The sequence below is a fragment of the Photobacterium arenosum genome (assembly GCF_014841115.1).
In the GTDB taxonomy this organism is placed as follows: domain Bacteria; phylum Pseudomonadota; class Gammaproteobacteria; order Enterobacterales; family Vibrionaceae; genus Photobacterium; species Photobacterium arenosum.
The window spans coordinates 50,367-72,798 of the sequence record NZ_JACYTP010000004.1 but is presented as its reverse complement, the minus strand read 5'-3'; the positions used below and the strand labels follow the sequence as shown (position 1 = coordinate 72,798).

Here is a 22,432-nt window from a genome sequence, read left to right as displayed (position 1 = left end):
ATTAAACTCATACGTTCGAAAATTATCGAACCTTATGAGCGACCGACAGATATGTCAATGGTTTTATATCCAATGACTGAGGAATATAAGTGTGTCAACACAGGAAAAGAGCAGCAGCATTAAGCGTGAATCCATGCTGGATATACTCAAAGCCCTGGCTCACCCCATCAGACTGAAAATCATAGTGGATCTGATAAACGATGAAGAAAATGCGGAACGGCATTGCACCTCATTCGGACTTACCGTATCCAAGGCAACAAGGTCTCACCATTTTAAAATTCTGAAAGACGTCGGTCTGATATCACATGTCGACCGCGGTAATTGCTCTTTAGCAAAACTGCGCAAAGCAGAGCTGGATCTCAACTACCCCGGTTTGCTCAATCTGCTGAAAGACAAGTGAGCAACTGTTAGGGTTCTGATAATCATTGGGCTTTGAGAGGTAAGCTGGACGTGGCTTTGTTGTCTCCTACACTCATAGAAACCGGCGATCTTTCGATCACTGGTGGTTCGGGTACGCGCCAGGATCGGCTTTTTCACGCGATCCGTGAAAAGATTGTCGGTAATTTGTGGCCAATGGGCGGGAAATTACCGTCAACGCGCAAACTGGCTGATGAATTATCCCTGAGCCGCAATACCGTCACGGCGGCTTATGAGCAACTGGTCGCGGAAGGCTATATCGAAAGCCGGTTGGGCTCGGGATTTTATGTCTCTGTTGAGCTGCCGGAACACTATCTGACGGCGCAATCACCACGAGTCGAAAGCAAGCCGCCAGCCACCGCGCAGACCTTTCATCTGAATGCGCCTTTTGCGCCCGGTGTGCCGGATCTGGATGCATTTCCGGCGGCCAAATGGCAAACCTTATTGCAGCGCCACGCTGGTCGGCAATCACTGATGGGTAACCAGGATTTGCAAGGGTTATCCGTACTGCGACAGGCGCTGTCTGACTATCTGGCTTCCAGTCGCTCGGTTCATTGTGATCCCGATCGAATCATCATTACCAGCGGAGCACAGCAGGCGCTGTCTCTTGCCCTGCTGGCGACACTCAACCGGGGTGATCGGATACTGATGGAGCAGCCGGGCTACACCCAGATGCGCAAGATCATCAACTGGCAGGGTTATCACTTACAACCGCTTCCTGTGCGGGCATATCAGGGGCTGGATGTAGAATCCGTGCTGGCCTGTGAGTCAGAGGCACTCTACTTAACCCCCAGTAATCAGTACCCGATGGGCACGACTCTGAACACAGAACAAAGACTGAAGCTGATTAAGTGGGCTGTACAGGGCAAGCGCTGGATCATCGAAGATGACTACGACAGTGAATTTCAGTTTGCCCACCGCCCTTATACCAGTCTGCAGGGGCTGGCCGGCCAGATGGGCTGTGATGATCAGATACTCTATGCCGGCTCATTCAGCAAGGTGATGTTCAACAGCCTGCGGCTGGGTTATCTGGTGGTGCCGCCCTCGTTGGTATCACCTTGTCTGATGATCAAAGATGCCCTGACCGGCGACACCCAGGCGCACACTCAGGCCGCACTGGCCGATTTCATTCAGGAAGGTGATCTGCTGCGCCATATCCGAAAAATGCGTCGGCTGTACAAAGAAAAGCATCGCTTGATGCTGGATGCCATCAGCCGATTTTTCGGGGATCAGGTTGAAGTGATCAGCCAGCCTGCCGGACTGCACATTACGCTCAGGTGGCAGGGCGGGAGCAATGAGCATGACTGGGCGGAGCAAGCAGCGGCCGCCAGCATAGTGCTGCGGCCGCTGAGTTATTACGAACACCCGCAGCACCAGGCCAGAGACTGGCACGGAGCAGTGCTCGGCTTTGGCAACGTGGCTCCCGCAGACATCGAACCGCGGGTTGCCCGCCTGGCTGCACTGTTCCACAGCCAGCCATGACGGACAATCTCTCCGGGATCAACGTATCTGGTCGCCGCGGTACTGAATGCGCCCTTGCGGCCCGACATCGACCTGATAGGGCGTGGCATGTACGCCATACGCTTTGTACAGTGCATTGTCCGTATCAAAGATCAGCGGGGCCGTCAGTCCAAATTTTTCCGCAAAGCCTGCTGCGATGCCGGCATCAATGTAATACCCGCTGATCACGCCAACCCACTGGCGTGATTGATCCGACTCGACCTGCTGCTGCCACTGTGCCAGCTTGTCCTCACAATCCGGGAAGTGCGGCATCGGGCACAGGGCATCAACAAAGACCAGAGACACAGGTTGCTTGCCTTTGTTTTGCGTCAGCAATCCCGCCAGCGACACCGTCTGATCGGATAAAGTCTGGCGCTCAAACCGGGGCGCTTCAGCACCTATCTTCGGCACCACATAAGACGCAGGCTGTTTACGCGTCATACTTTCTGATTCAGCTGGTGGCTGGACCGCTTTCCAGGCGTAGGTTTCTGCATCCCGCGCCGGGGGCGCTTCAGCCTTGGCCGCTGGATTCAGGTAAGCCAGCAGGGCGTCATTCCCGCCCGAAAACACGACTTTTCCGTGCTCAATCAGCACATGTGCCGGGGTTTGCCAGAAACCGAACTGCTTGAGCAGCGCCTGCTGATGGTCGAGCACCAGTGGTGCAACTTGCGGATAATAGCTCTGAAATTCCTGCAATTGCGCACGCGTCACATTAAATTCCGGCTGTATCCAGATTTGATGTGTCGATTGCCGGAATGATGCTGGCAGCTGTTCAACAAAAGCCTCCGTCCCCCCACCGGCATAGCTGGTCCAGATATCCAGAAACACCAGATGGGTTCGTGTCTCATCAGACAAATCTATCGGCTGGCCGGACAGGGTTTGTTGCCGCTCCAGTAATGCCACGCCTGATTCAGCCTGAGTCACCGCCGGTGTCAGCAGGCAGGCCAGCACAGAAAATGTGTATAAAAAAACCGATCGTTTCATGCTTTCATCCTCTCATTTTCGTTCGTAGAACACTTCAATGCTGAGCCCATTGCTCGATGATCTGATCCAGCTGGTCAGTGGCCAGAAAAGTGCGGTAGGCCACTTTTCCGTCTTTGTCGATCAGAATATGGTGCGGGGTGCCCACCACCTGATACTTCTGGGTGATCTCCCCGTTGGCATCAAAGATGGTCGGAATGTCATACCCTTCCTGACCGAAAAACTGCTGAATATTTGCCACCGAATCATTGAAACCAACATTGATCGACATCACTTTAATCTCATCACCAAATTGCTGCTCAATGGCATTCAGATGCGGCATCTCAGCTTTGCAGAAGCTGCACCAGGTCGCCCAGAATTTGAGATAGACAGGTTGTTTGCCAAGGTAATCCGATAAATCGAATGCTTGGCCAGACAGAGTTTTAGCCTCAAACAGCGGTGCGGTCTGATCCGTCTCCGCGGCCTGGACTGCAGACATTGACACGGCAACTGCCAGTACCATGACTTGCCACCCTTTGTTGATTAACACAGAAGCTTTCATATCATCTCCGTTTACATTACCTGAAAGAAAAAGAAGGTCCCGGCGCCGGCCATCAGAGCGGCCATCAGCCATTTCACCCGGTTCATCCACTGACCAGAACGCGGCAGCGACGTCAGCAGGCCACCGAAAGTGCCAGCCAGCACCAGCAGCGCGCTCATTCCGAGCGCAAACACAAACATCAGCAAAGCGGCCCAATACGCATTACCGGAGGAGGCGACGTACATCAGCAGCATGCCCAACACCGGAGAAGTACAGGGCGCCATTACCAGCCCTGAACAGGCACCGGCCAAAAATGTGGCAATCACGGGCTGACGGACAAACTGAGGCAGAGGCAGACCCAGCGAGAGGCCCGGTAACTGAAGCCAGCCGAGCATCCAGGCGGCCATGGCGAAACAAAACACCCCCACCAGTATCAGGGTGATCGGGTGGCTGGCCACAACACCAAACAGTTGCCCGGTCGTCGCCGCCAGAACCCCCAGCAAGGCGTAAATCACAGCAAGGCCAATCACATAACTCACGGAAAGGCCGAAGGACTGCCAACGTCCTTTGGCATGGCTGCCAACCACAGAGACAGTGATAGGCAGCATGGGATAAACGCAAGGAGTCAGGCTGGTCAGCAGCCCGGTAAGAAATACTGCGCCAACAATCCACAGCCCGAATTGCTGATTGAAAAGCGCGGTCTGAATAGCGGTTTCCATAGAAGGTCGCATCCTTTGTTAATAAAGATGCAACGGTTATATCGAACAACTCAGTTTGAGTTCTCAAATCGGCCTAAAATGGCGGTAAAATCTAAATGAAATCAATATAAAACAAAAATAATCAATAACTTAAAGCTTGAGCATTTTCCACTATCAGATTGATTTCAAGTTGTTTGTCCGTAAAATGAAGCATCAGAAATCAACACTCAACCGGACAATTTATGGCCTGCTTTCAGTTTGCTGCCTTTACGTTTGATCCCGAAACAGGACAGTTGTGCCAGCAGACGTCCGCAGGTCAAACCGACATCCACCTGCGCCATAAAGTGTCACAGTTACTGACCTATTTACTGACCCATCCGGATCAGCTCATCAGCAAAGACACCCTGTTGGACGCTCTCTGGGAGCACAGCGAATACCGGGAAAACTCACTCACACAAAGCATTCGTGAACTGAGAAAAGCGCTGGGCGACAGTGCCCAGAATCCGCAGTTCATCCGAACCTATCCTCAGCGGGGATATCAGTGGATCTGTCCAATCAGCGAACCGAGGCGTCAGGACGTACCATCACCCACACGACAGGAAGCGCGGCCTGAAAAACGGACCCGCCAGATATCCAGACCCGTTCTGCTCTCAGGCCTGTTCACTTTACTGGTTCTCATTTCCGGATTGTGGCTGATGCAACGCCCGGTATTTCTGACGGCTCAGAACCCGCCGCCACTCAATGCCCATCGCAGCACCGGGCTGGTCGTGTTTCCCTTGATCAATGACACAGGCAAAGCCGAGTACGACTGGGTTCAGCTCGGGCTGGCCGATATGCTGTCAGTGCAATTGAATCAAAACGGACCACTGAGCGTGATTCCGCCGGCCCTTGCTAAAGCCTGGCTTCTGGATGCGGAACTAAGCTGGCCTGCACTTCCGGCTCAGATACGCACGCTGCTCAAACAGCGGGGCTACGAGGCAGCATTGTTTGCCAGCGTCCGCCTGCACAATAAGCAGCAGGTGCTGACATTTCAGGTGATTTATGCGGACGGCCGGACTCAGCAAGGCAGTATGAGCTATCCGCAACTGGCATCAGCCATGCATTCAGTCAGTCACCAGCTAAACCGACTGCTCAGCCCCGGCGACATACGGCCCGAACCTCAACAGGCTCCGGCGATTGCCGTACAGACACTGGCACAAGGGCGATCATTGCTGCAAACACAAGGCGCTCAGGCGGCCAGGAAATACTTCGAAGCGGCGCATATTCTGGAACCCGAGAGTCTGTGGACTCAGATCCAGCTGGCCGGTACAGAAGTACTGCTGGGGCAGTGGCCGCAAGCAACGCTTCGGCTTCAGACCCTGCCGGAAGCACTGGTGCGTAAGGAACCGGCTTTGTATGCGGCGCAGCGCTACTGGCTGGCTGAACTGAGTTACCGACAGGGCGATTCGGATGCTGCCACTTTGACTGATGAGGCTGTTCGTGCCGCAGATCAGTCGAGTGATCCACAGATGCGCATCATGGCTTACCAACTACAGGCGCAGCTGGCGTGGAATGAGATGGACTGGGAAACCCATAACCAGCTCACGCAACACATCACTGCACTGTTAGGAAAAGGACAGGCACTGCGTCAGGATGCCGATCAACAGTTTTACCTCGGCCGTCCCGCCAGCGTCGGGCTGGAAAGAAGCCCAGACAATGACCTTGCGGCCAATAAAGAGCGCCTGTTTAAGGCACTGAATTTTTATCGTCAGCTTGCTGATCAACCACGTCAGGCTGCAACATTACTGGCCATCGCACAAAATGATCAGATTGAGCCACCGATCCGCGAATCTTCCTTGAGCGAAGCCATCGCAATGTACCGTGATCTCGGCCAACCTTATGAGCTGGCGCTGGCATTGATTTATCAGGGATTTTATTTAATGCAGTCCCATCAGGGCCGAGCTGCGGACACTTTTTTCACTGAAGCTAGGGCTTTGGCTGAACAGCTCGGTGCGCGACGCTTGCTCCTTGACAGTGAGTTCTACCAGGCCTTTGCCACCATGGATCAAGGGTTGGATCTGCAGTGGCTGGGCAAACACGGGCAACAACCCCAACAACTGGCACGCGCTGAGAGAGCTTTTTCACAACTGCTGACAAAAGGGGTATCTCCTCTTCTGCAAGCCAATATCGCTTTATTTCAAGGCTGGATCGCAACCGATCAACACCAGATATCGTTGGCAATGGAACATCTTGATCGTGCCGGACACCTGGCACAATCGCTGAACCTCCCGCTGACCCAGAGCTATATCCGCTACAGCAAAATGCGGATTCATTTAGAACAGGGCAACTATGCTGCCGTGATTGCATTGAGCAGTGTCACGCCGATCACCCGACTTGAAGCAATTTACACCGCCCGGGCCCATTATGAACTGGGCCACCCCGAGCGGGCGTTAACCACTCTGGCACAGTTTCAGTCAGATTTTCCCGAGCAATGGCAACCTGAAGACGAACAGCGGCAGCAACACTATCAACAGGCTTTACAAGGCCGTTCTATCGTACTGTCAGCTGAGCCCAAAGCCCATCTCGTCTATTGCGAGAGCGGCTGGCTGTAGACTTCACGAACGAGCGCCCCTCCGTCTTACCCTGAGCGCCGAAAGCTGATCGGGACGGTAAAGGTCAAGCGCTCACCCGCCATACCGGACGGCGGCCTGGGCAGAGGCTCGGCCCGTTTAACCAGCGCCTGATCTGACCATGCATAGGCGCTGTGATCGCCTCGACTTTCTCTTGGGCTTTCACGCCTGTTGGCGCACTGGCCGCTGTTGCCACCGCCTGTTGTGCTGCCGCGGTCGGTTCAGCGTCTTTCACGGTTTTGTCAGGCTGTGGTTTAACGGGTTGCTCTGGCGGCGCTTTTTCAGCAGATATTTGCTCCACAGCATGGTAAGCAGGCCAAAACCTCATAAAATTCAGCGCCTGTCATGAAACAGCCATCTTGCTTCAACAGAATTGGTTATTTGATAAAAATCTTTTTTCGGCCGGGTGAGCCCCCAATCCTGCTGATGAGTGGGTCAATGCCTTATCGTCTGTGGCTTTTATCGAGGAATCAGACGCATAGATATCTGGTCGGGTCAAAAAGTTGACACAACTCACATGCTGGTAAGGAAAAGAAACTCTGCTATACTTACGACCTTGTTAATTCAGCCACTTTGTGGCACTGGCAGCGGATCTCCACAGCCCTTGTGTCGACGATTCAGTCAGTCTGTAAGCCTTTTCGTCAGCTTTATCAAAGCAATGCAACTGCTTTTATAAAGCAAGTAATGTTGCCAAACAATTTGTATGGCTCAGTGATACCTTTCAGGACTTTGTTGATAAAAACACGATCATGATCTCATTTTGTAGCTATGATTCAACATCAACAGATCACCCCTTTGAGGTATAAAAGCGCCAGAAGTTTCCTTCAAGTTCTCGGAGAATATTCTCAATGAAAAAAACCAAAATCGTCTGCACGATTGGTCCTAAGACAGAATCTGTTGAAATGCTGACCAAACTGGTTAACGCCGGTATGAACGTTATGCGTCTGAACTTCTCGCACGGCGATTTCGCCGAGCACGGTCAGCGTATCCAGAACGTTCGTGAAGTCATGGCGCAAACCGGTCAACCTGTAGCCATTTTGCTGGATACCAAAGGGCCTGAAATCCGCACCATCAAACTGGAAGGCGGCGCAGACGTTTCACTGACAGCTGGTCAGGACTTTACTTTCACCACTGATATCACAGTTGTCGGTAACCAAGACCGCGTGGCCGTGACTTACCCTGGTTTTGCCAACGATCTGAGCGCAGGCGACACTATCCTGGTTGACGATGGCCTGATCGAAATGGAAGTGCTGGCGACGACCGACACAGAAGTGAAATGCCGTGTACTGAACAACGGCGATCTGGGCGAAAACAAAGGTGTGAACCTGCCTGGCGTGTCTGTCAAACTGCCGGCACTGGCTGAGAAAGACAAAGCCGACCTGAAATTCGGTTGTGAGCAAGGCGTTGACTTCGTTGCCGCTTCTTTCATCCGTAAAGCAGAAGACGTTAATGAAATCCGCGAACTGCTGAACGCCAACGGCGGCGAGAAGATCCAGATCATCTCTAAAATCGAAAACCAGGAAGGTGTTGATAACTTCGACGCGATTCTGGAAGCTTCTGACGGCATCATGGTTGCCCGTGGCGACCTGGGTGTCGAAATCCCGGTTGAAGAAGTGATCTTCGCACAGAAGATGATGATCGAGAAATGTAACCGCGCCCGTAAAGTGGTCATCACTGCCACTCAGATGCTGGATTCTATGATCAAGAACCCGCGTCCGACCCGTGCGGAAGCCGGTGACGTTGCCAACGCCATCATGGACGGTACGGATGCCGTGATGTTGTCTGGTGAGTCCGCGAAAGGTAAATACCCGATTGAAGCCGTGACCATCATGGCGCAAATCTGTGCCCGTACCGACTCAGCAATGCGTGCGTCACTGAGTGCGCGCCTGGACAGCCCTCGCCTGCGTATTACTGAAGCCGTCTGTAAAGGTGCGGTAGACACATCCGAGAAACTGAATGCGCCACTGATTGTTGTAGCGACCGAAGCCGGTAAGTCTGCCCGCTCTGTGCGTAAGTACTTCCCGACGGCCAACATTCTGGCTATCACCACTAACACCAAAACCGCCGCTCAGCTGTGCCTGACTAAAGGCGTCACGCCAGTGGTTGTCGATGCCATCGAAAGCACTGATGCCTTCTACGCACGCGGTAAAGCGCTGGCGCTGGAGTCTGGTCTGGGTGCAAAAGGCGATATCGTGGTCATGGTCTCTGGTGCGCTGGTACCTTCAGGCACGACTAACACTGCCTCGGTACACGTACTGTAATTTCAGCCGTCACGGCAATTGCTGCATTTAGCAAGGCGCATAGAAAACGGGAGCTTCGGCTCCCGTTTTGTTTATCTGCCCGACTGTTTCGCGTTACCCGGCAAAAGGTTCACCAGCCAAAGATTTCCTTGTGATGCGTATTCAGTAACAAGACAGCCAGCAGGAAATACAAGGCACTGACGTGAAAGCCGAGCCAACACAGCAACAATGCCATACAACGAACTAAAACGGTATTGAACATCGACCTGCCCTCCACGCATGCTGTCTGCCAGATAGAAAACATCTGAAATCCAATGGCACAGCCACACGGTCAACCGAAAATGTCTCCGCACTCCTTATTAGACTTTAGTCTAATATCGACAAAAAAGGCCACTACGAAAAAGCCCGCCAGGTATTGCCTGGCGGGCTTGAAAAGGAAGGTATTTTGCTGGAAGGATCAGGCTTTCAGTGAACGCTCACCGCGGGCAATGCCGACCACGCCGCTGCGGGCAACTTCAATGATTTCAGTCGCTTCGCTGACCGCGTCCAAAAACGCATCCAGTTTGTCACTGGTGCCGGCCAGCTGAACGGTATAAATCTGGCTGGTAACATCCACAATCTGACCACGGAAAATATCCGATGTCCGCTTCACTTCGGCACGGGCATAACCGCTGGCTTTAACTTTCACCAGCATCAGTTCACGCTCAACATGTTCAGAGTCGGTCACATTACTGACTTTCAGAATATCGATCAGCTTGTGCAAGTGCTTCTCGATCTGCTCCAGCGCCGCATCTTCCACACTGGTGGTGATGTTCAGCCGCGACAACGTCGGGTCATCCGTCGGTGCCACAGTCAAAGATTCAATGTTGTAACCACGCTGGGAGAACAGCCCCACCACGCGTGAAAGTGCACCTGGTTCGTTTTCTAATAATACTGATACAATCCTGCGCATTAGGTTCTCTCCGTTTTACTCAGCCACATTTCACTCATGGATCCGCCTCGGATCAGCATTGGGTAAACGTGCTCTGTTTCATCCACGCTGATATCGACAAAGACTAACTTATCTTTCATTGCTAAAGCGCGTTCCAGCTCACTTTCCAGCTTCGCCGGATCCGAAATTCGGATACCGACATGGCCATAAGCTTCTGCAATAGCGGCAAAATCAGGCACTGAATCCATGTAGGAGTGCGAGTGGCGGCCCTGATAAATCATGTCCTGCCATTGTTTTACCATGCCCAGAAAACGGTTATTCAGGTTAATGATTTTCACCGGAATGTCGTACTGGAGGGCGGTCGACAATTCCTGGATATTCATCTGAATACTGCCGTCACCGGTCACGCAGAGAACTTCCGCATCAGGAAAGGCGAACTTCACGCCCATCGCCGCCGGCAGGCCAAAGCCCATGGTGCCCAGACCACCGGAGTTTAACCAGCGCCGCGGCTTGTCGAACGGATAATACAGGGCCGCAAACATCTGGTGCTGACCCACATCCGATGCCACGTAAGCATCGCCATTGGTTAATTTATAAACCGTTTCAATGACTTGCTGAGGCTTGATGCGGTCACTGTCAGTTTGGTAGCTCAGACACTTGCGTGCCCGCCAGGATTCTATTTCGCTCCACCATTCATCCATCGCGGCTTTATCGTTGCTGTCCTGCTGCTCTTCCAGCAGTTTCAGCATGCTGTTGAGCACCGCATCTGCCGAGCCGACGATCGGAATGTCGGCTTTAACTGTCTTCGAAATCGACGACGGGTCGATATCAATATGCATGATGGTGGCGTTCGGACAGTATTTTTCCAGATTATTGGTGGTACGGTCATCAAACCGGACGCCGATACCAAAAATCAGATCAGCATTGTGCATGGTCATATTCGCTTCATAGGTACCATGCATACCCAGCATACCCACGCTGTTATGGTGCGTGCCGGGGAAAGCGCCCAGCCCCATCAGGGTACTGACCACAGGAATATTCAGGCTTTCTGCCAGTGCCAGCACTTGCTGCTCACTGTTCGACATGATGACACCGCCACCCACGTACAGCACCGGCTTCTTAGCGGCCAGCAAGGCTTTCACGCCACGCTTGATCTGACCTTTGTGGCCCTGCAGGGTGGGATTGTACGAGCGCATGCTGATCGCTTCCGGGTACTGGTACGGATAGGCTTTTGACGGATCCAGCATGTCTTTAGGGATATCAACTACCACAGGTCCGGGACGGCCGCTGGCTGCGATGTAAAAGGCTTTTTTGATGATGGCCGGAATATCTTCTGTTCGCTGCACCAGAAAACTGTGTTTAACAACCGGACGGGAAATACCGACCATGTCGCATTCCTGGAAAGCATCGTTACCAATCAGGTGGCTCATAACCTGACCGGACAGTACCACCATAGGGATTGAATCCATATACGCGGTGGCAATACCTGTGATGGCGTTGGTTGCACCCGGACCGGATGTCACCAGTACAACGCCGACGTCACCTGTAGCGCGGGCATAGCCGTCAGCCATGTGAACAGCTGCTTGCTCATGGCGCACTAATACGTGCTCGATGTCGCTCTTTTCATGCAGCGCATCATAAATATCCAGAACAGAACCGCCAGGGTAACCGAAGATATGCTTCACGCCTTGGTCGATCATCGAACGGACGATCATATCAGCGCCGGACAACATTTCCATATTCTTGTCTCCAGGTTGCGTATACCTGCATCTGTACCGGAGCATCTGACCTTGTGTGCCAGGTATAATGGCGAGCTGGGGCTGTCTTTCTGTGCCGCAGCAGCAGAAGGGCAGTCATACCGGGTTACGCCAGCATACCGAACGGGTTTGCTTAACATTCGTCGCCGTCAGCAAGACAGCGGTAGGGAGCAGACCAACAGTGTCAGTGGTACAGACGGGTATAACATAGTTAGGGCTTATCTTTAGCCTAAAGAAATCCAGTGTGTTTTCGTACTATGTGACTGCCAATGGACATTCCCACCAGCAGTAACCCAGTCGCCACCTTAACGTTTTTTAACCGCTGGCGTCCATTCCCCATAGCTATTTCGTGGTTATTTTCTGTACTGACTATAAATAACCTTATTAACGGCCAGAGAATAAACACAGAGCGGGATAATGAACCAAAATCACATTAAAAAATCAGCATATACACCCATCTCTATCCGTTACAAAGCAGGAATGCTGACAGAAAATCATGAAAAAGGCAGGCGAGAGTATGACAGGTAAGACAACGGCCTGTCGGCAGGCCGCTGGTTGCGGAAAGGATTTCGGACTGTAGCCGCTTAACGCTTCGGTGGCTCCTGCCGCGGGTTCTCGTGATACATGGCTTCAATCTGCTGATGATAGCGCTGAAGGATCACCTTGCGGCGCAGCTTCTGCGTCGGTGTCAGCTCTCCATCATTCATAGAGAATGCCTTGGGCAGTAACGTAAACTTTTTCACCTGCTCAAACTTGGCGAGATCTTTTTGCAACTCGGCAATGCGTTTCTCGACCATGGCCATAATCTGGCTGTGCCTGAGCAGCTCCAGACGGTTGTGATACTTGATATTCAACTCGCGGGCGTGATTTTCCAGGGTGTCGAAGCAAGGCACCACCAGGGCAGAAACAAACTTGCGGGCATCGGCAATCACCGCGATTTGCTCGATCATCGTATCCTTGCCGATCGCGCCTTCAATCACCTGAGGCGCAATATACTTACCGCCTGAGGTTTTCATCAGCTCCTTAATCCGGTCGGTGATGAAAAGATTCCCCTGTGCATCGAATTCGCCGGCATCACCGGTTTTCAGGAAACCGTCCGGGGTAAAGTTCGCGGCGGTTTCTTCCGCCAGCTTGTAGTACCCGCGCATCACCATGGGCCCGCGCACCAGAATTTCACTGTTCTCACCGATTTTCACTTCCGCACCGGGCATCAGGGTACCAATCGAATCGGCGTTAAAACCCATATCGTCCCAGCAGGAGACGGTGGCCGTGGTTTCCGTCATCCCGTAGCCCAGCTTGACGTTGATGCCTATGGCATGAAAGAAACGTCCGATACCGGCATCCAGCTTGGCGCCGCCGCAAGGCATGAACTTAATGCGTCCGCCCAGCACATCACGCAGCTTTGACAGCACCAGCTTGTCTGCCGCTTTGTGGGCGATGTTTAACCAGACCGCCGGCCGCCGGTTCTGCTGCCGGCATGCCGCCATACGGTGACCAATGGCCAGCGCGGCGTGAAACAGCGCCCGGCGGTGAACAGGCGCTTTGGCCACTTTGGCCTGCACCGCACCGTAAATTTTCTCGTAAACACGCGGCACCGCTGACATCACATTCGGACGCACTTCCACCAGCGCCTCACGCACGGCATTGGTATCGGTCAGATAACAGTTGATACCACCGCGGTGCAACACATAGAAGCTCCAGGCGCGTTCGAACACATGGGACAATGGCAGGAAACACAAAGAGACATCCCCTTCACTCAGGGCCAGTCTCTGATCATGGCCTTGCAGCTGCGCAGCTATATTGGCGTAATCCAGCATCACCCCTTTGGGCGTACCTGTGGTGCCAGAGGTGTAGATCAGCGTCAGCAAATCATCCATCCGGCAATCTGCCAGACGGGCCTGCAGCACCTCTTCATCCCCGCTTCTACCCTGAGTGACAAACTGCTGGTAATCACACACCAAAGCATGATCGGTATGGTCACTGTGCCCATCCATCAGCACGATACGTTCCAGCTGCGGGCACTCTGCCGCTATCTGCAATACCGCATCCAGTTGGGCGGCTTCGCCCACGAACAGTACCTTGATGTCGGCGTTATTGATGATATAAGCCGCTTGCTGAGCGGTACTGGTCGGATAAATCGGCACCGTCACCCCGCGCAGGTACAAGGTCGACAGATCGGCGACCGTCCAGCGGGCCATGCTGGGCGAAAAAATCCCGACTTTATCCTGAACGCCGATGCCCTGAGCCAGCAACGCCAGTGAGAGCTGGTGAATCTGCTCACCCAGCGTCTGCCAGCTGATGTCCCGCCACTGGCCATCATGATGATAGCGAAGCGCGATACGGCTCCCCAAACGGGCGATCTGGTGCTGAATACGGTGAACTATGTGGTAGTCAAGTTGTGACATAAACGGCTCTGTCATGAAATTAGCTTACAGCTGTTCGCTGAAGGAGCGGAGAGTCTACTGATCGGACATCAAAAGGCAACAGAGATCATCAGAGTGACAGGCAGAATGCTGCATGGCTCTCACTCCTTAAGATGGCATAAAACAATTCGGCGACAATCCGCACTCAATTCCTGAGCCCGAAAAAAAGAAACGGCTGTTTCCCCGAAGAGAAATAGCCGTATTCAACACAGTAGACGCTGCGAGATTTAGCAGGTGACTTGATCACAGATAGCCAGTAGCTGATCGCGCAGCCACTGGTGGCCCTTATCTTTTTGCGATGAGTCATGCCAGCTCAGATAACCGCTGATGGTTTTACCTTCAAACGGCAGTGTCATCAGCTGGAGCGACAAGGTATCCGCCATGGATTGCGCCAGCCATTTTGGCATCACAGCAATCAGATCGGACTGGCCGACCACGTACATCATATTGCTCAGGCTCCCGCCCTGATAGGCAGCGTGACAGCCCGGCGCCTGATGGTACACGGCCTCTGCAAACCCTCGCGCTCCCTGCACTGGCTGAAGCACAGCATGCTTTTCAGCCACGAACTCGCCGGCACTCAGCGTCCCCTGAATGCGCGGGTGGTTACCGGCGGCGACCACCACCAGCTCGTCTTTAAACAATTCAGTAGACGTGAAGCCCTGATCATCGAAACGAAGATAATCGATAACGAAATCCAGTTCCTGATAGCGCAATTTCTGCACCATGTCACTTTCAATACCCGCTTCCAGCGCCACCTGTGCCTTGGGGGCCAGATCGCCCAGCTGACGCAGAATATGGGGTGCGAAACGGATATCCAGCGGATTACACACCGCCAGGCGGAACAAGCGGTTCGATGTTTCCGGCAGGAAAGTCGAAGACGGCAATTCATTTTTAATAAGCTGTAGCGCCTGACGCACGGGACCAAATAATTGCTTGGCTCTGGTGGTAGGCTGGATTCCCCTTCCATGGCGAATGAACAGCTCATCGTCAAAGGTCGTTTTCAGTCGCGCGACGGCATTACTCACCGCTGGCTGAGACATACCCAGGTTATGTGCTGCTCGGGTGATATTCTGCTCCTGCATCACCGCATCGAATACTGTCAGCAAATTCAGATCTACATTCCGCAGGCTCAAGCCCATGGAGAGATTTTCTGCTGCTTGGAAAGACATACCTCTACGCGCCATTTCTGACCTCTTCTTCGAATAATCCGGAGAGTCTTGCTCCCGCTAACCAGGGCACAACACCCTCACATACCCATTAGAAAATTGGGGGTAATCAGTATTATTCAAAAGAATGATGACACCAATACCCTGAGAGTACCCAACCTGGTTCTAACAGTATGATATGGGTCAATATTGAACGATAGTCCAAACAAAAACAAGCAGATAAATTCGTTATAAAAATATCTAAAAAGATATAAAACAATATGACTAGAAATGAATTTCAAGCACTTAGAAGGAAGTCAGACTCCTGACGTGCCAGCCACGTCAGGAAAAGGAGGTGATCAATAAGTCCCGGTGATTAATGATCGCTTACTGGAGATCCCAGCCTCTGAGCCGAAATCCGCCACGGTTTCAAGAACAGGCTCCGGGAAGCTGACAGGTTCCCAGAGTGACTGACACAGCGCCTCCACTGATGGACGGTTTTCTTCCTGTAGCCAGCGGGCAACGGCCAGCGCCACATCCGGCCAGATAACCTGTCCCGGCGAATGGCTGTCGAGCCAGTTGCGTATCGCGGCCGCATCCAGCGAATGCATACCAACCGCCAGCCCCATCAGCTCCAGCGTTGCCACATTGCTCAGTTGCTCATACTGGCCTTGCAGCGGTTTGAGCAACAATTTCTTGCCCAATGCGATAGCTTCTGACGGCAGCTCAAAACCTCCATTAGCAATGACGCCGCCACATACGGCTAACCGCTGATGAAAGCCAGTCCTGCTCAGCGCGCAGACATGGACATTGTCTTGCTGATAGCTCTGGCGCACATCGGGGTGATAACAATAAAAGGTCACCGCTGAAAAACGGGACAGCATCTCCAGCACCTTATCCAGCCCTTCAAACGGCAGGTATACCAGCACTGACCCGTCAGATTGCGCCGGGGAATCAGTTTGCTGAGGCACAACCGGTGGCAGGATCGGAGCGCCGAAATGGTACCAGTGCAGGCCCAGTTGTTGATCCGTCGGTGCAAAATAACGGATCAGCTTTCTGTCCAGCCAGCTTTCTCCTTCTTTCGGCACATCATACAAAAACGCGCTCTGGTGACTGAGCCCCAGACTGGGGATCCCTTGCCGGCGAGCTGCCCAGGCAGACACTGGCTCAAAATCATTGAGCACCAGATCATAACCGGACAGATCCATGGCCTTAACCTCCCGCCAGAAATCCAGCAACGAATTCTGCCTGAAGGTTTGCCATTGGTTCACCCTGCCGCGCTCTGTGATAAAAGTCAGCCCGCGGGAGGTGTGATAATCGCCGAAGCACTCCATATCAAAATAGTGTTCAGCCTGGCGGCCGGAGAAATGGAAATCGACGGTCACGCCAAGCTGGGAAAAGGCTCTGGCCATTTCCCTGGCCCGGGAAATATGGCCGTTACCGGTTCCTTGTACGCCGTAAAGTATCTTCATATCGCCCCCTTGACGACATCAAAGCACATCATGCCCAGCAAAGCGCCCGCCACAATGTCGGTAATGAAATGCACACCCAGCAGCACACGGGAGAATCCGATCAGTATCGCCCAGGGCCAGACCAGCCAGGCTGCTGCCGGGTAAAAGGTAGAAATTAACGACGCCATCAGAAAAGCAGCGGCGGTGTGTCCGGATGGCAGGCTGTATTTGTCAGAAGGTTGAATAAAACTGGGTAGCTGCGCCGGACGATCTCGTTTGAAGGTGTTTTTCAACAGCAGGTAGACAGGCAATTCCAACAGAAATGCCAGTAATCCCAAGCCTAATACCTGCCCGCCCTGTTGCCGGTCAAATACCCAGGCCAGCAAGCCGAACAGTAAGTATAAAGGCCCGTCCCCGGAACGGGAGACCATCCGGCTCAGTGTCGCCACCGGCTGATTAAAGCGGTGACACAGACATAAACTGGAAAAGGCGTAATCAAAGCGCTGGATAGGTACCAATACAGTCACTGCCATAGCACTATTCTCCTCTTAACCTGTGCAGCCAGATTAAGAAGCAGATATGACATGCGGGTGACGATTTCGAGGAGGGATAATGACAATCGCCGTCTTTGCGCTACCGGATGGTGCCGGCCACTGTTGCGCTATCGCCAAAAGGAGTCAGACGCCTCCGCTCTCCTATCGAAAATGCATAAAGATACAATTATCGCTTGACGCTAGTCTGTACAATTTGATATTCCTTTGGTCAACAACACAGCGGATCAAAAAAACAATGCAAACACAATTCACCCTTCTCCTCAGCCTACTCCTTCTCGTGACCAGTCGCGTGGGTAGCTGATGGGTGAAATTCACCGCTAAAAATTCAGATTAACCCGCGCCCAAGCGCGGGTTTTTCGTATAAAGGCCCGGCGTACAGGACGCGACCCAGCCATCATAGACAGGCAGGCCAACTAAAAAGGAAGCAATCATGAACGATCAGGTCATTATATTCGACACCACCTTGCGCGACGGCGAACAGGCCCTGTCCGCGAGCTTAACCGTGAAAGAGAAGCTGCAGATTGCCTACGCACTGGAGCGTCTGGGTGTAGATATCATTGAAGCTGGCTTCCCGGTGTCCTCGCCGGGCGATTTTGAATCGGTGCAGACCATCGCCAGGCACATCAAGAACAGCCGCGTCTGTGCCTTGTCCCGTGCCGTGGCGAACGACATTGATGTCGCTGCCGAGTCGTTAAAAGTTGCCGAAGCCTTCCGAATCCACACTTTCATCTCCACCTCCACCATCCATGTTCAGGACAAACTGCGCCGCAGCTACGATGATGTTATCGACATGGCGGTGGCTGCCGTTACCCGTGCCCGCAAGTATACGGACGATGTGGAGTTTTCCTGCGAAGATGCCGGCCGTACCCCGATAGATAATCTGTGCCGCATGGTCGAAGCCGCCATCAAGGCCGGTGCGACCACAGTTAACATCCCCGATACCGTAGGCTACACCCTGCCCAGCGAATTTGGCGGCATTATCAGTCAGCTGTTTAACCGGGTGCCAAACATAGACAAAGCAGTCATTTCGGTACACTGCCACGATGATTTGGGCATGTCGGTCGCCAACTCCATGGCCGCCATTCAGGCCGGTGCCCGCCAGGTAGAGGGAACGATTAACGGGATTGGCGAGCGTGCCGGTAACTGCGCGCTGGAAGAGATCGCCATGATCATCAAAACCCGCGCCGAGCTGCTGGGTGTCAGCACCAATATCAAACACGAAGAAATTTCCCGCACCAGCAAGATGGTCAGCCAGCTGTGCAACATGCCGATTCAGTCCAATAAAGCCATTGTCGGTGCCAATGCCTTCAGCCACTCGTCGGGTATCCACCAGGACGGCGTACTGAAGAACAAGAACACGTACGAGATCATGACGCCGGAATCTATCGGCCTGAAGAACCAGGCGCTGAACCTGACCAGCCGCTCCGGCCGCGCGGCCGTCAAGAGCCACATGGACAGCATGGGTTACAACGACAACGAGTACAACCTGGACACCCTGTACGCCGACTTCCTGAAGCTGGCCGACCGCAAAGGCCAGGTGTTCGATTACGATCTGGAAGCTCTGATGTACTTCGCCAACATGCGCGAGGAAGACGATTACTTCAAGCTGAACTACCTGAGCGTGCAATCGGGCAGCGTCATGGCCACCACCAGCATCAAGCTGCTGTGCGGTGACGAAGAGAAATGTGAAGCGGCAGTCGGTAATGGTCCGGTGGATGCGCTGTACCAGTGTATCTACCGCTTAACCGGCTATGAGATCGCCCTGGATAAGTTTGACCTGACCGCCAAAGGCGAAGGGGAAGACGGCCTGGGTCAGGCGGATATCATTGCCAATTACAAAGGCCGTAAATACCACGGTACCGGTCTGGCAACCGACATTGTTGAAGCGTCCGGACAGGCTCTGCTGCATGTGATCAACAGCATTCACCGCGCCGAGCAAATTGCAGAAATTAAACAGAAAACAAAAATGGAGACAGTATAACCATGGCAGGTCAACGCTATAAAATTGCCGTGTTATCCGGCGACGGGATTGGTCCGGAAGTCATGCGTCAGGCACACAAAGTGCTGGACGCCATTGAAGCCCGTTTTGGCTTCACCCTGGACCGTGAAGAATATGATGTGGGTGGTATTGCCATCGACAATCACGGCTCGCCGTTACCGGACCACACTCTGAAAGGCTGTGAAGCTGCCGATGCAGTGCTGTTCGGCTCGGTGGGCGGCCCGAAATGGGAACACCTGCCCGCCAATGAACAACCGGAACGCGGTGCGCTGTTGCCGCTGCGCAAACACTTCCAGCTGTTCTGTAACCTGCGTCCGGCGCAGATCCACAATGGTCTGGAAGCCTTTTCTCCGTTGCGTGCCGACATCTCCGAGCGTGGTTTTGACATAGTAGTGGTGCGTGAGCTGACCGGCGGCATCTACTTCGGTCAGCCAAAAGGCCGCGAAGGGGAAGGCGCGATGGAAAAGGCCTATGATACCGAGATCTATCATCGCTATGAAATCGAGCGTATCGCCCGTATCGCCTTTGAATCTGCCCGTCTGCGCCGCAAGAAAGTCTGCTCCATCGACAAAGCCAACGTGCTGCAAAGCTCTATCCTGTGGCGCGAAGTGGTGGAAGGTATCGCCAAAGATTACCCGGATGTCGAACTGAGCCACATGTATATAGACAACGCCACCATGCAGCTGATCAAAGATCCGTCGCAGTTTGACGTCATGCTGTGTTCCAACATCTTCGGTGACATTATTTCTGACGAATGCGCCATGATCACCGGCTCTATGGGCATGCTGCCTTCGGCCAGCCTGAACCAGGACAAGTTCGGCATGTATGAGCCGGCAGGCGGTTCAGCGCCGGATATCGCCGGTAAAAACATCGCCAACCCGGTGGCACAAATCCTGTCGGCGGCCCTGATGCTGCGCTACAGTCTGGAACAAGAAGAAGCGGCACGCGCCATTGAGCAAGCCGTCTCCCAGGCACTGGAAGCCGGTGAGCTGACCGCCGATCTGGCCGGCAGCCGCCCAGCCCTGTCTACCGACGCCATGGGCGATAAAATCGCCGCCTACATCCGCCAGGCGTAAGCCGAACGACGAGGAGCAAACGAGCAATGTCAAACACAACACACACAGCCAAAACGCTGTACGAAAAAGTCTATGATGCCCACGTCGTGGTAGCCGCCGAAGGTGAAAACCCGATCCTGTATATCGACCGCCACCTGGTGCACGAAGTCACTTCGCCGCAGGCCTTTGACGGTTTGCGTGAAAAAGGCCGTCAGGTTCGCCAGACCGGCAAGACCTTCGCCACTATGGACCACAACGTCTCGACGCAGACCAAAGACATCAATGCATCGGGTGAGATGGCCCGTATCCAGATGGAAACTCTGGCTAAGAACTGTAAAGATTTTGGCGTCACCCTGTATGATCTGAACCATAAATATCAGGGCATAGTCCATGTCATGGGGCCTGAGCTGGGTATTACCCTGCCGGGCATGACTATCGTGTGTGGCGATTCCCACACCGCCACCCATGGGGCGTTCGGCGCGCTGGCCTTCGGTATCGGTACGTCTGAGGTTGAGCACGTTCTGGCCACCCAGACCCTGAAACAAGCCCGCGCCAAAACCATGAAAATTGAAGTCAGAGGCAAAGTGGCCCCTGGCATCACAGCCAAAGACATCATCCTGGCGATCATCGGCAAAACCACAGCCGCCGGCGGTACCGGCTATGTAGTGGAATTCTGTGGAGAAGCTATCACGGATCTGAGCATGGAAGGCCGGATGACGGTCTGTAACATGGCGATTGAGCTGGGTGCCAAAGCGGGCCTGATCGCACCGGATCAGACCACCTTTGATTACATCCAGGGCCGTAACTTTGCCCCGACCGGCGCCGACTTTGAAGCTGCCGTTGCATACTGGCAGACAATGAAATCCGATCCCGGTGCACAGTTCGACCACGTGGTGACCCTGGATGCCAAAGACATCAAACCACAGGTTACCTGGGGCACCAACCCGGGTCAGGTAATTGCCATTGATGAGCCGATTCCGGCACCAGACAGCTTCAGCGATGCCGTTGAGCGCTCTTCTGCCGCCAAAGCACTGGCTTACATGGGCCTGGAAGCGGGTAAAAAACTGGTGGATTTCCCGATTGATAAAGTCTTCATCGGTTCTTGCACCAACTCACGTATTGAAGATATGCGAGCTGCCGCCGCTGTCGCCAAAGGCCGCAAAGTGGCCCCCAATGTTCAGGCGCTGGTGGTTCCCGGTTCTGAGCAGGTCAAAGCGCAGGCCGAGCAGGAAGGGCTGGACAAGATCTTCATCGAAGCCGGTTTTGAATGGCGCCTGCCTGGCTGCTCTATGTGTCTGGCGATGAACAACGATCGCTTAGGTCCGGGTGAGCGCTGCGCTTCGACCAGTAACCGTAACTTTGAAGGCCGTCAGGGCCGCGATGGCCGCACCCATCTGGTCAGCCCGGCGATGGCCGCCGCCGCTGCCTGTGCCGGCCACTTCGTCGACATCCGCGAGCTGGACAAAGCCACCGTCGCCACCGCCTAATTTAAGAGGGAACAACCATGGCAGGAATCAAACAACACACAGGACTGGTGGTGCCACTGGATGCCGCGAACGTCGACACTGACGCCATCATTCCAAAGCAGTTTTTGCAGAAAGTAAACCGTACCGGTTTCGGTAAGCACCTGTTTCACGACTGGCGCTTTCTTGATGACGCCGGCGAACAGCCTAATCCTGAGTTCGTTCTGAACCACCCGCGCTATCAGGGTGCCAGTATCCTGCTGGCCCGTGAAAACTTCGGCTGTGGTTCATCACGCGAGCACGCGCCCTGGGCGCTGGCTGATTACGGTATCAACATCATCATTGCGCCGAGCTTTGCCGATATTTTCTATGGCAACGCGATCAACAACCAGATGGTACCTGTGCGCCTGACAGATGCCGAAGTTGATGAGATCTTCCAGTTTGTCGACGCCAACCAGGGCGCCGAAGTGACAGTAGATCTGGTAAGCATGACGGTCAGCGCCAACGGCAAGTCCTACAGCTTCGAGATTGACGAGTTCCGCCGCCACTGCCTGCTGAACGGTCTGGACAACATCGGCCTGACCCTGCAGCACGAAGATAAAATCGCTGAATATGAAAGTAAGATCCCGGCCTTTCTGGCCTGATCTATACTGTCATTGCTGACTGGCTCAGACACCCTGCTCCGGCAG

The 22,432-nt window shown here is 53.6% G+C and carries 19 protein-coding genes; 8 read left to right on the top strand and 11 right to left on the bottom strand.

Annotated elements, in window-relative coordinates:
• Nucleotides 1-91 precede the first annotated feature (91 nt).
• Together IFO68_RS08120 and pdxR are read left to right on the top strand one after the other, a co-directional pair.
• A complete protein-coding gene (locus IFO68_RS08120; RefSeq protein WP_237793750.1) occupies nt 92-400 on the top strand; it encodes a helix-turn-helix domain-containing protein in 309 nt (102 codons plus the stop codon).
• Nucleotides 401-444: 44 nt separating this feature from the next.
• Nucleotides 445-1,899 carry a MocR-like pyridoxine biosynthesis transcription factor PdxR gene (gene pdxR / locus IFO68_RS08115; protein WP_192015671.1) on the top strand — a complete coding sequence of 485 codons (1,455 nt, stop codon included), beginning with the start codon at nt 445-447 and terminating at the stop codon, nt 1,897-1,899.
• A gap of 18 nt (nt 1,900-1,917) precedes the next feature.
• Here the strand turns inward: pdxR and IFO68_RS08110 are convergent, their stop codons facing one another.
• The 3 genes from IFO68_RS08110 to IFO68_RS08100 are packed head-to-tail and all read right to left on the bottom strand — an operon-like array spanning nt 1,918 to nt 4,137.
• Nucleotides 1,918-2,901 carry a peroxiredoxin family protein gene (locus IFO68_RS08110; RefSeq protein WP_192015439.1) on the bottom strand — a complete coding sequence of 328 codons (984 nt, stop codon included), beginning with the start codon at nt 2,899-2,901 and terminating at the stop codon, nt 1,918-1,920.
• A 34-nt stretch (nt 2,902-2,935) separates the two neighbouring features.
• Complete coding sequence (locus IFO68_RS08105; RefSeq protein WP_192015438.1) at nt 2,936-3,439, bottom strand: TlpA family protein disulfide reductase; 504 nt, start codon at nt 3,437-3,439, stop codon at nt 2,936-2,938.
• An 11-nt stretch (nt 3,440-3,450) separates the two neighbouring features.
• A complete protein-coding gene (locus tag IFO68_RS08100; RefSeq protein ID WP_192015437.1) occupies nt 3,451-4,137 on the bottom strand; it encodes a cytochrome c biogenesis protein CcdA in 687 nt (228 codons plus the stop codon).
• Between the two features lie 221 nt (nt 4,138-4,358).
• Here IFO68_RS08100 and IFO68_RS08095 point away from each other — a divergent pair, with 221 nt between their 5' ends.
• Nucleotides 4,359-6,707 carry a winged helix-turn-helix domain-containing protein gene (locus tag IFO68_RS08095; RefSeq protein WP_192015436.1) on the top strand — a complete coding sequence of 783 codons (2,349 nt, stop codon included), beginning with the start codon at nt 4,359-4,361 and terminating at the stop codon, nt 6,705-6,707.
• A 64-nt stretch (nt 6,708-6,771) separates the two neighbouring features.
• Here the strand turns inward: IFO68_RS08095 and IFO68_RS08090 are convergent, their stop codons facing one another.
• Entirely contained in the window at nt 6,772-7,053 is a 282-nt protein-coding gene (locus IFO68_RS08090) for a hypothetical protein (protein ID WP_192015435.1), read from the bottom strand.
• A 520-nt stretch (nt 7,054-7,573) separates the two neighbouring features.
• Between IFO68_RS08090 and pykF the strand changes: the two genes are divergently transcribed.
• Nucleotides 7,574-8,986, top strand: coding sequence for a pyruvate kinase PykF (gene pykF / locus IFO68_RS08085; RefSeq protein WP_192015434.1), 1,413 nt, complete (start codon nt 7,574-7,576; stop codon nt 8,984-8,986).
• A 109-nt stretch (nt 8,987-9,095) separates the two neighbouring features.
• Here the strand turns inward: pykF and IFO68_RS21990 are convergent, their stop codons facing one another.
• The 7 genes from IFO68_RS21990 to IFO68_RS08055 all read right to left on the bottom strand — a co-directional run bounded on the left by IFO68_RS21990 (nt 9,096) and on the right by IFO68_RS08055 (nt 17,205).
• Nucleotides 9,096-9,227, bottom strand: a complete 132-nt coding sequence (locus IFO68_RS21990; RefSeq protein ID WP_269093314.1) for a hypothetical protein — start codon at nt 9,225-9,227, stop codon at nt 9,096-9,098.
• 195 nt (nt 9,228-9,422) lie between these two features.
• Nucleotides 9,423-9,917, bottom strand: coding sequence for an acetolactate synthase small subunit (gene ilvN, locus IFO68_RS08080; protein ID WP_027251784.1), 495 nt, complete (start codon nt 9,915-9,917; stop codon nt 9,423-9,425).
• Nucleotides 9,917-11,635 (bottom strand): acetolactate synthase 3 large subunit, encoded by a 1,719-nt coding sequence (locus IFO68_RS08075; RefSeq protein WP_192015433.1) that lies wholly within the window; start codon nt 11,633-11,635, stop codon nt 9,917-9,919. The genes ilvN and IFO68_RS08075 overlap by 1 nt, the downstream gene beginning before the upstream one ends.
• 602 nt (nt 11,636-12,237) lie before the next feature.
• Nucleotides 12,238-14,058, bottom strand: coding sequence for an AMP-dependent synthetase/ligase (locus IFO68_RS08070; RefSeq protein WP_192015432.1), 1,821 nt, complete (start codon nt 14,056-14,058; stop codon nt 12,238-12,240).
• A 245-nt stretch (nt 14,059-14,303) separates the two neighbouring features.
• Entirely contained in the window at nt 14,304-15,260 is a 957-nt protein-coding gene (gene leuO / locus IFO68_RS08065) for a transcriptional regulator LeuO (RefSeq protein ID WP_192015431.1), read from the bottom strand.
• 320 nt (nt 15,261-15,580) lie between these two features.
• Nucleotides 15,581-16,693: an MJ1255/VC2487 family glycosyltransferase gene (locus tag IFO68_RS08060; protein WP_192015430.1), complete on the bottom strand. Its 1,113-nt coding sequence runs from the start codon at nt 16,691-16,693 to the stop codon at nt 15,581-15,583.
• Nucleotides 16,690-17,205: a phosphatase PAP2 family protein gene (locus IFO68_RS08055; RefSeq protein WP_192015429.1), complete on the bottom strand. Its 516-nt coding sequence runs from the start codon at nt 17,203-17,205 to the stop codon at nt 16,690-16,692. The genes IFO68_RS08060 and IFO68_RS08055 overlap by 4 nt, the downstream gene beginning before the upstream one ends.
• A gap of 451 nt (nt 17,206-17,656) precedes the next feature.
• Between IFO68_RS08055 and leuA the strand changes: the two genes are divergently transcribed.
• Genes leuA through leuD form a run of 4 tightly spaced genes read left to right on the top strand, consistent with a single transcriptional unit; the run spans nt 17,657 to nt 22,387 of the window.
• The gene (leuA, locus tag IFO68_RS08050; RefSeq protein WP_192015428.1) at nt 17,657-19,207 is read left to right on the top strand and encodes a 2-isopropylmalate synthase; all 1,551 of its coding nucleotides are present in this window, start codon (nt 17,657-17,659) and stop codon (nt 19,205-19,207) included.
• Between the two features lie 2 nt (nt 19,208-19,209).
• The gene (leuB, locus tag IFO68_RS08045; RefSeq protein WP_027251791.1) at nt 19,210-20,301 is read left to right on the top strand and encodes a 3-isopropylmalate dehydrogenase; all 1,092 of its coding nucleotides are present in this window, start codon (nt 19,210-19,212) and stop codon (nt 20,299-20,301) included.
• A 26-nt stretch (nt 20,302-20,327) separates the two neighbouring features.
• Nucleotides 20,328-21,767, top strand: coding sequence for a 3-isopropylmalate dehydratase large subunit (gene leuC, locus IFO68_RS08040; protein WP_192015427.1), 1,440 nt, complete (start codon nt 20,328-20,330; stop codon nt 21,765-21,767).
• Nucleotides 21,768-21,784: 17 nt separating this feature from the next.
• Nucleotides 21,785-22,387 carry a 3-isopropylmalate dehydratase small subunit gene (leuD, locus tag IFO68_RS08035; protein ID WP_192015426.1) on the top strand — a complete coding sequence of 201 codons (603 nt, stop codon included), beginning with the start codon at nt 21,785-21,787 and terminating at the stop codon, nt 22,385-22,387.
• Nucleotides 22,388-22,432 lie beyond the last annotated feature (45 nt).

Excerpts from the sequence above, each read along its gene's own strand:
- leuC (WP_192015427.1), top strand. The coding sequence starts at position 20,328 with ATGTCAAACACAACACACACAGCCAAAACGCTGTACGAAAAAGTCTAT.
- IFO68_RS08095 (WP_192015436.1), top strand. The coding sequence starts at position 4,359 with ATGGCCTGCTTTCAGTTTGCTGCCTTTACGTTTGATCCCGAAACAGGA.
- pykF (WP_192015434.1), top strand. The coding sequence starts at position 7,574 with ATGAAAAAAACCAAAATCGTCTGCACGATTGGTCCTAAGACAGAATCT.
- IFO68_RS21990 (WP_269093314.1), bottom strand. The coding sequence starts at position 9,227 with ATGTTCAATACCGTTTTAGTTCGTTGTATGGCATTGTTGCTGTGTTGG.
- IFO68_RS08075 (WP_192015433.1), bottom strand. The coding sequence starts at position 11,635 with ATGGAAATGTTGTCCGGCGCTGATATGATCGTCCGTTCGATGATCGAC.
- IFO68_RS08060 (WP_192015430.1), bottom strand. The coding sequence starts at position 16,693 with ATGAAGATACTTTACGGCGTACAAGGAACCGGTAACGGCCATATTTCC.
- IFO68_RS08110 (WP_192015439.1), bottom strand. The coding sequence starts at position 2,901 with ATGAAACGATCGGTTTTTTTATACACATTTTCTGTGCTGGCCTGCCTG.
- IFO68_RS08055 (WP_192015429.1), bottom strand. The coding sequence starts at position 17,205 with ATGGCAGTGACTGTATTGGTACCTATCCAGCGCTTTGATTACGCCTTT.
- IFO68_RS08090 (WP_192015435.1), bottom strand. The coding sequence starts at position 7,053 with ATGAGGTTTTGGCCTGCTTACCATGCTGTGGAGCAAATATCTGCTGAA.
- IFO68_RS08100 (WP_192015437.1), bottom strand. The coding sequence starts at position 4,137 with ATGGAAACCGCTATTCAGACCGCGCTTTTCAATCAGCAATTCGGGCTG.
- leuA (WP_192015428.1), top strand. The coding sequence starts at position 17,657 with ATGAACGATCAGGTCATTATATTCGACACCACCTTGCGCGACGGCGAA.
- leuD (WP_192015426.1), top strand. The coding sequence starts at position 21,785 with ATGGCAGGAATCAAACAACACACAGGACTGGTGGTGCCACTGGATGCC.
- ilvN (WP_027251784.1), bottom strand. The coding sequence starts at position 9,917 with ATGCGCAGGATTGTATCAGTATTATTAGAAAACGAACCAGGTGCACTT.
- leuB (WP_027251791.1), top strand. The coding sequence starts at position 19,210 with ATGGCAGGTCAACGCTATAAAATTGCCGTGTTATCCGGCGACGGGATT.
- IFO68_RS08070 (WP_192015432.1), bottom strand. The coding sequence starts at position 14,058 with ATGTCACAACTTGACTACCACATAGTTCACCGTATTCAGCACCAGATC.
- IFO68_RS08105 (WP_192015438.1), bottom strand. The coding sequence starts at position 3,439 with ATGAAAGCTTCTGTGTTAATCAACAAAGGGTGGCAAGTCATGGTACTG.
- leuO (WP_192015431.1), bottom strand. The coding sequence starts at position 15,260 with ATGGCGCGTAGAGGTATGTCTTTCCAAGCAGCAGAAAATCTCTCCATG.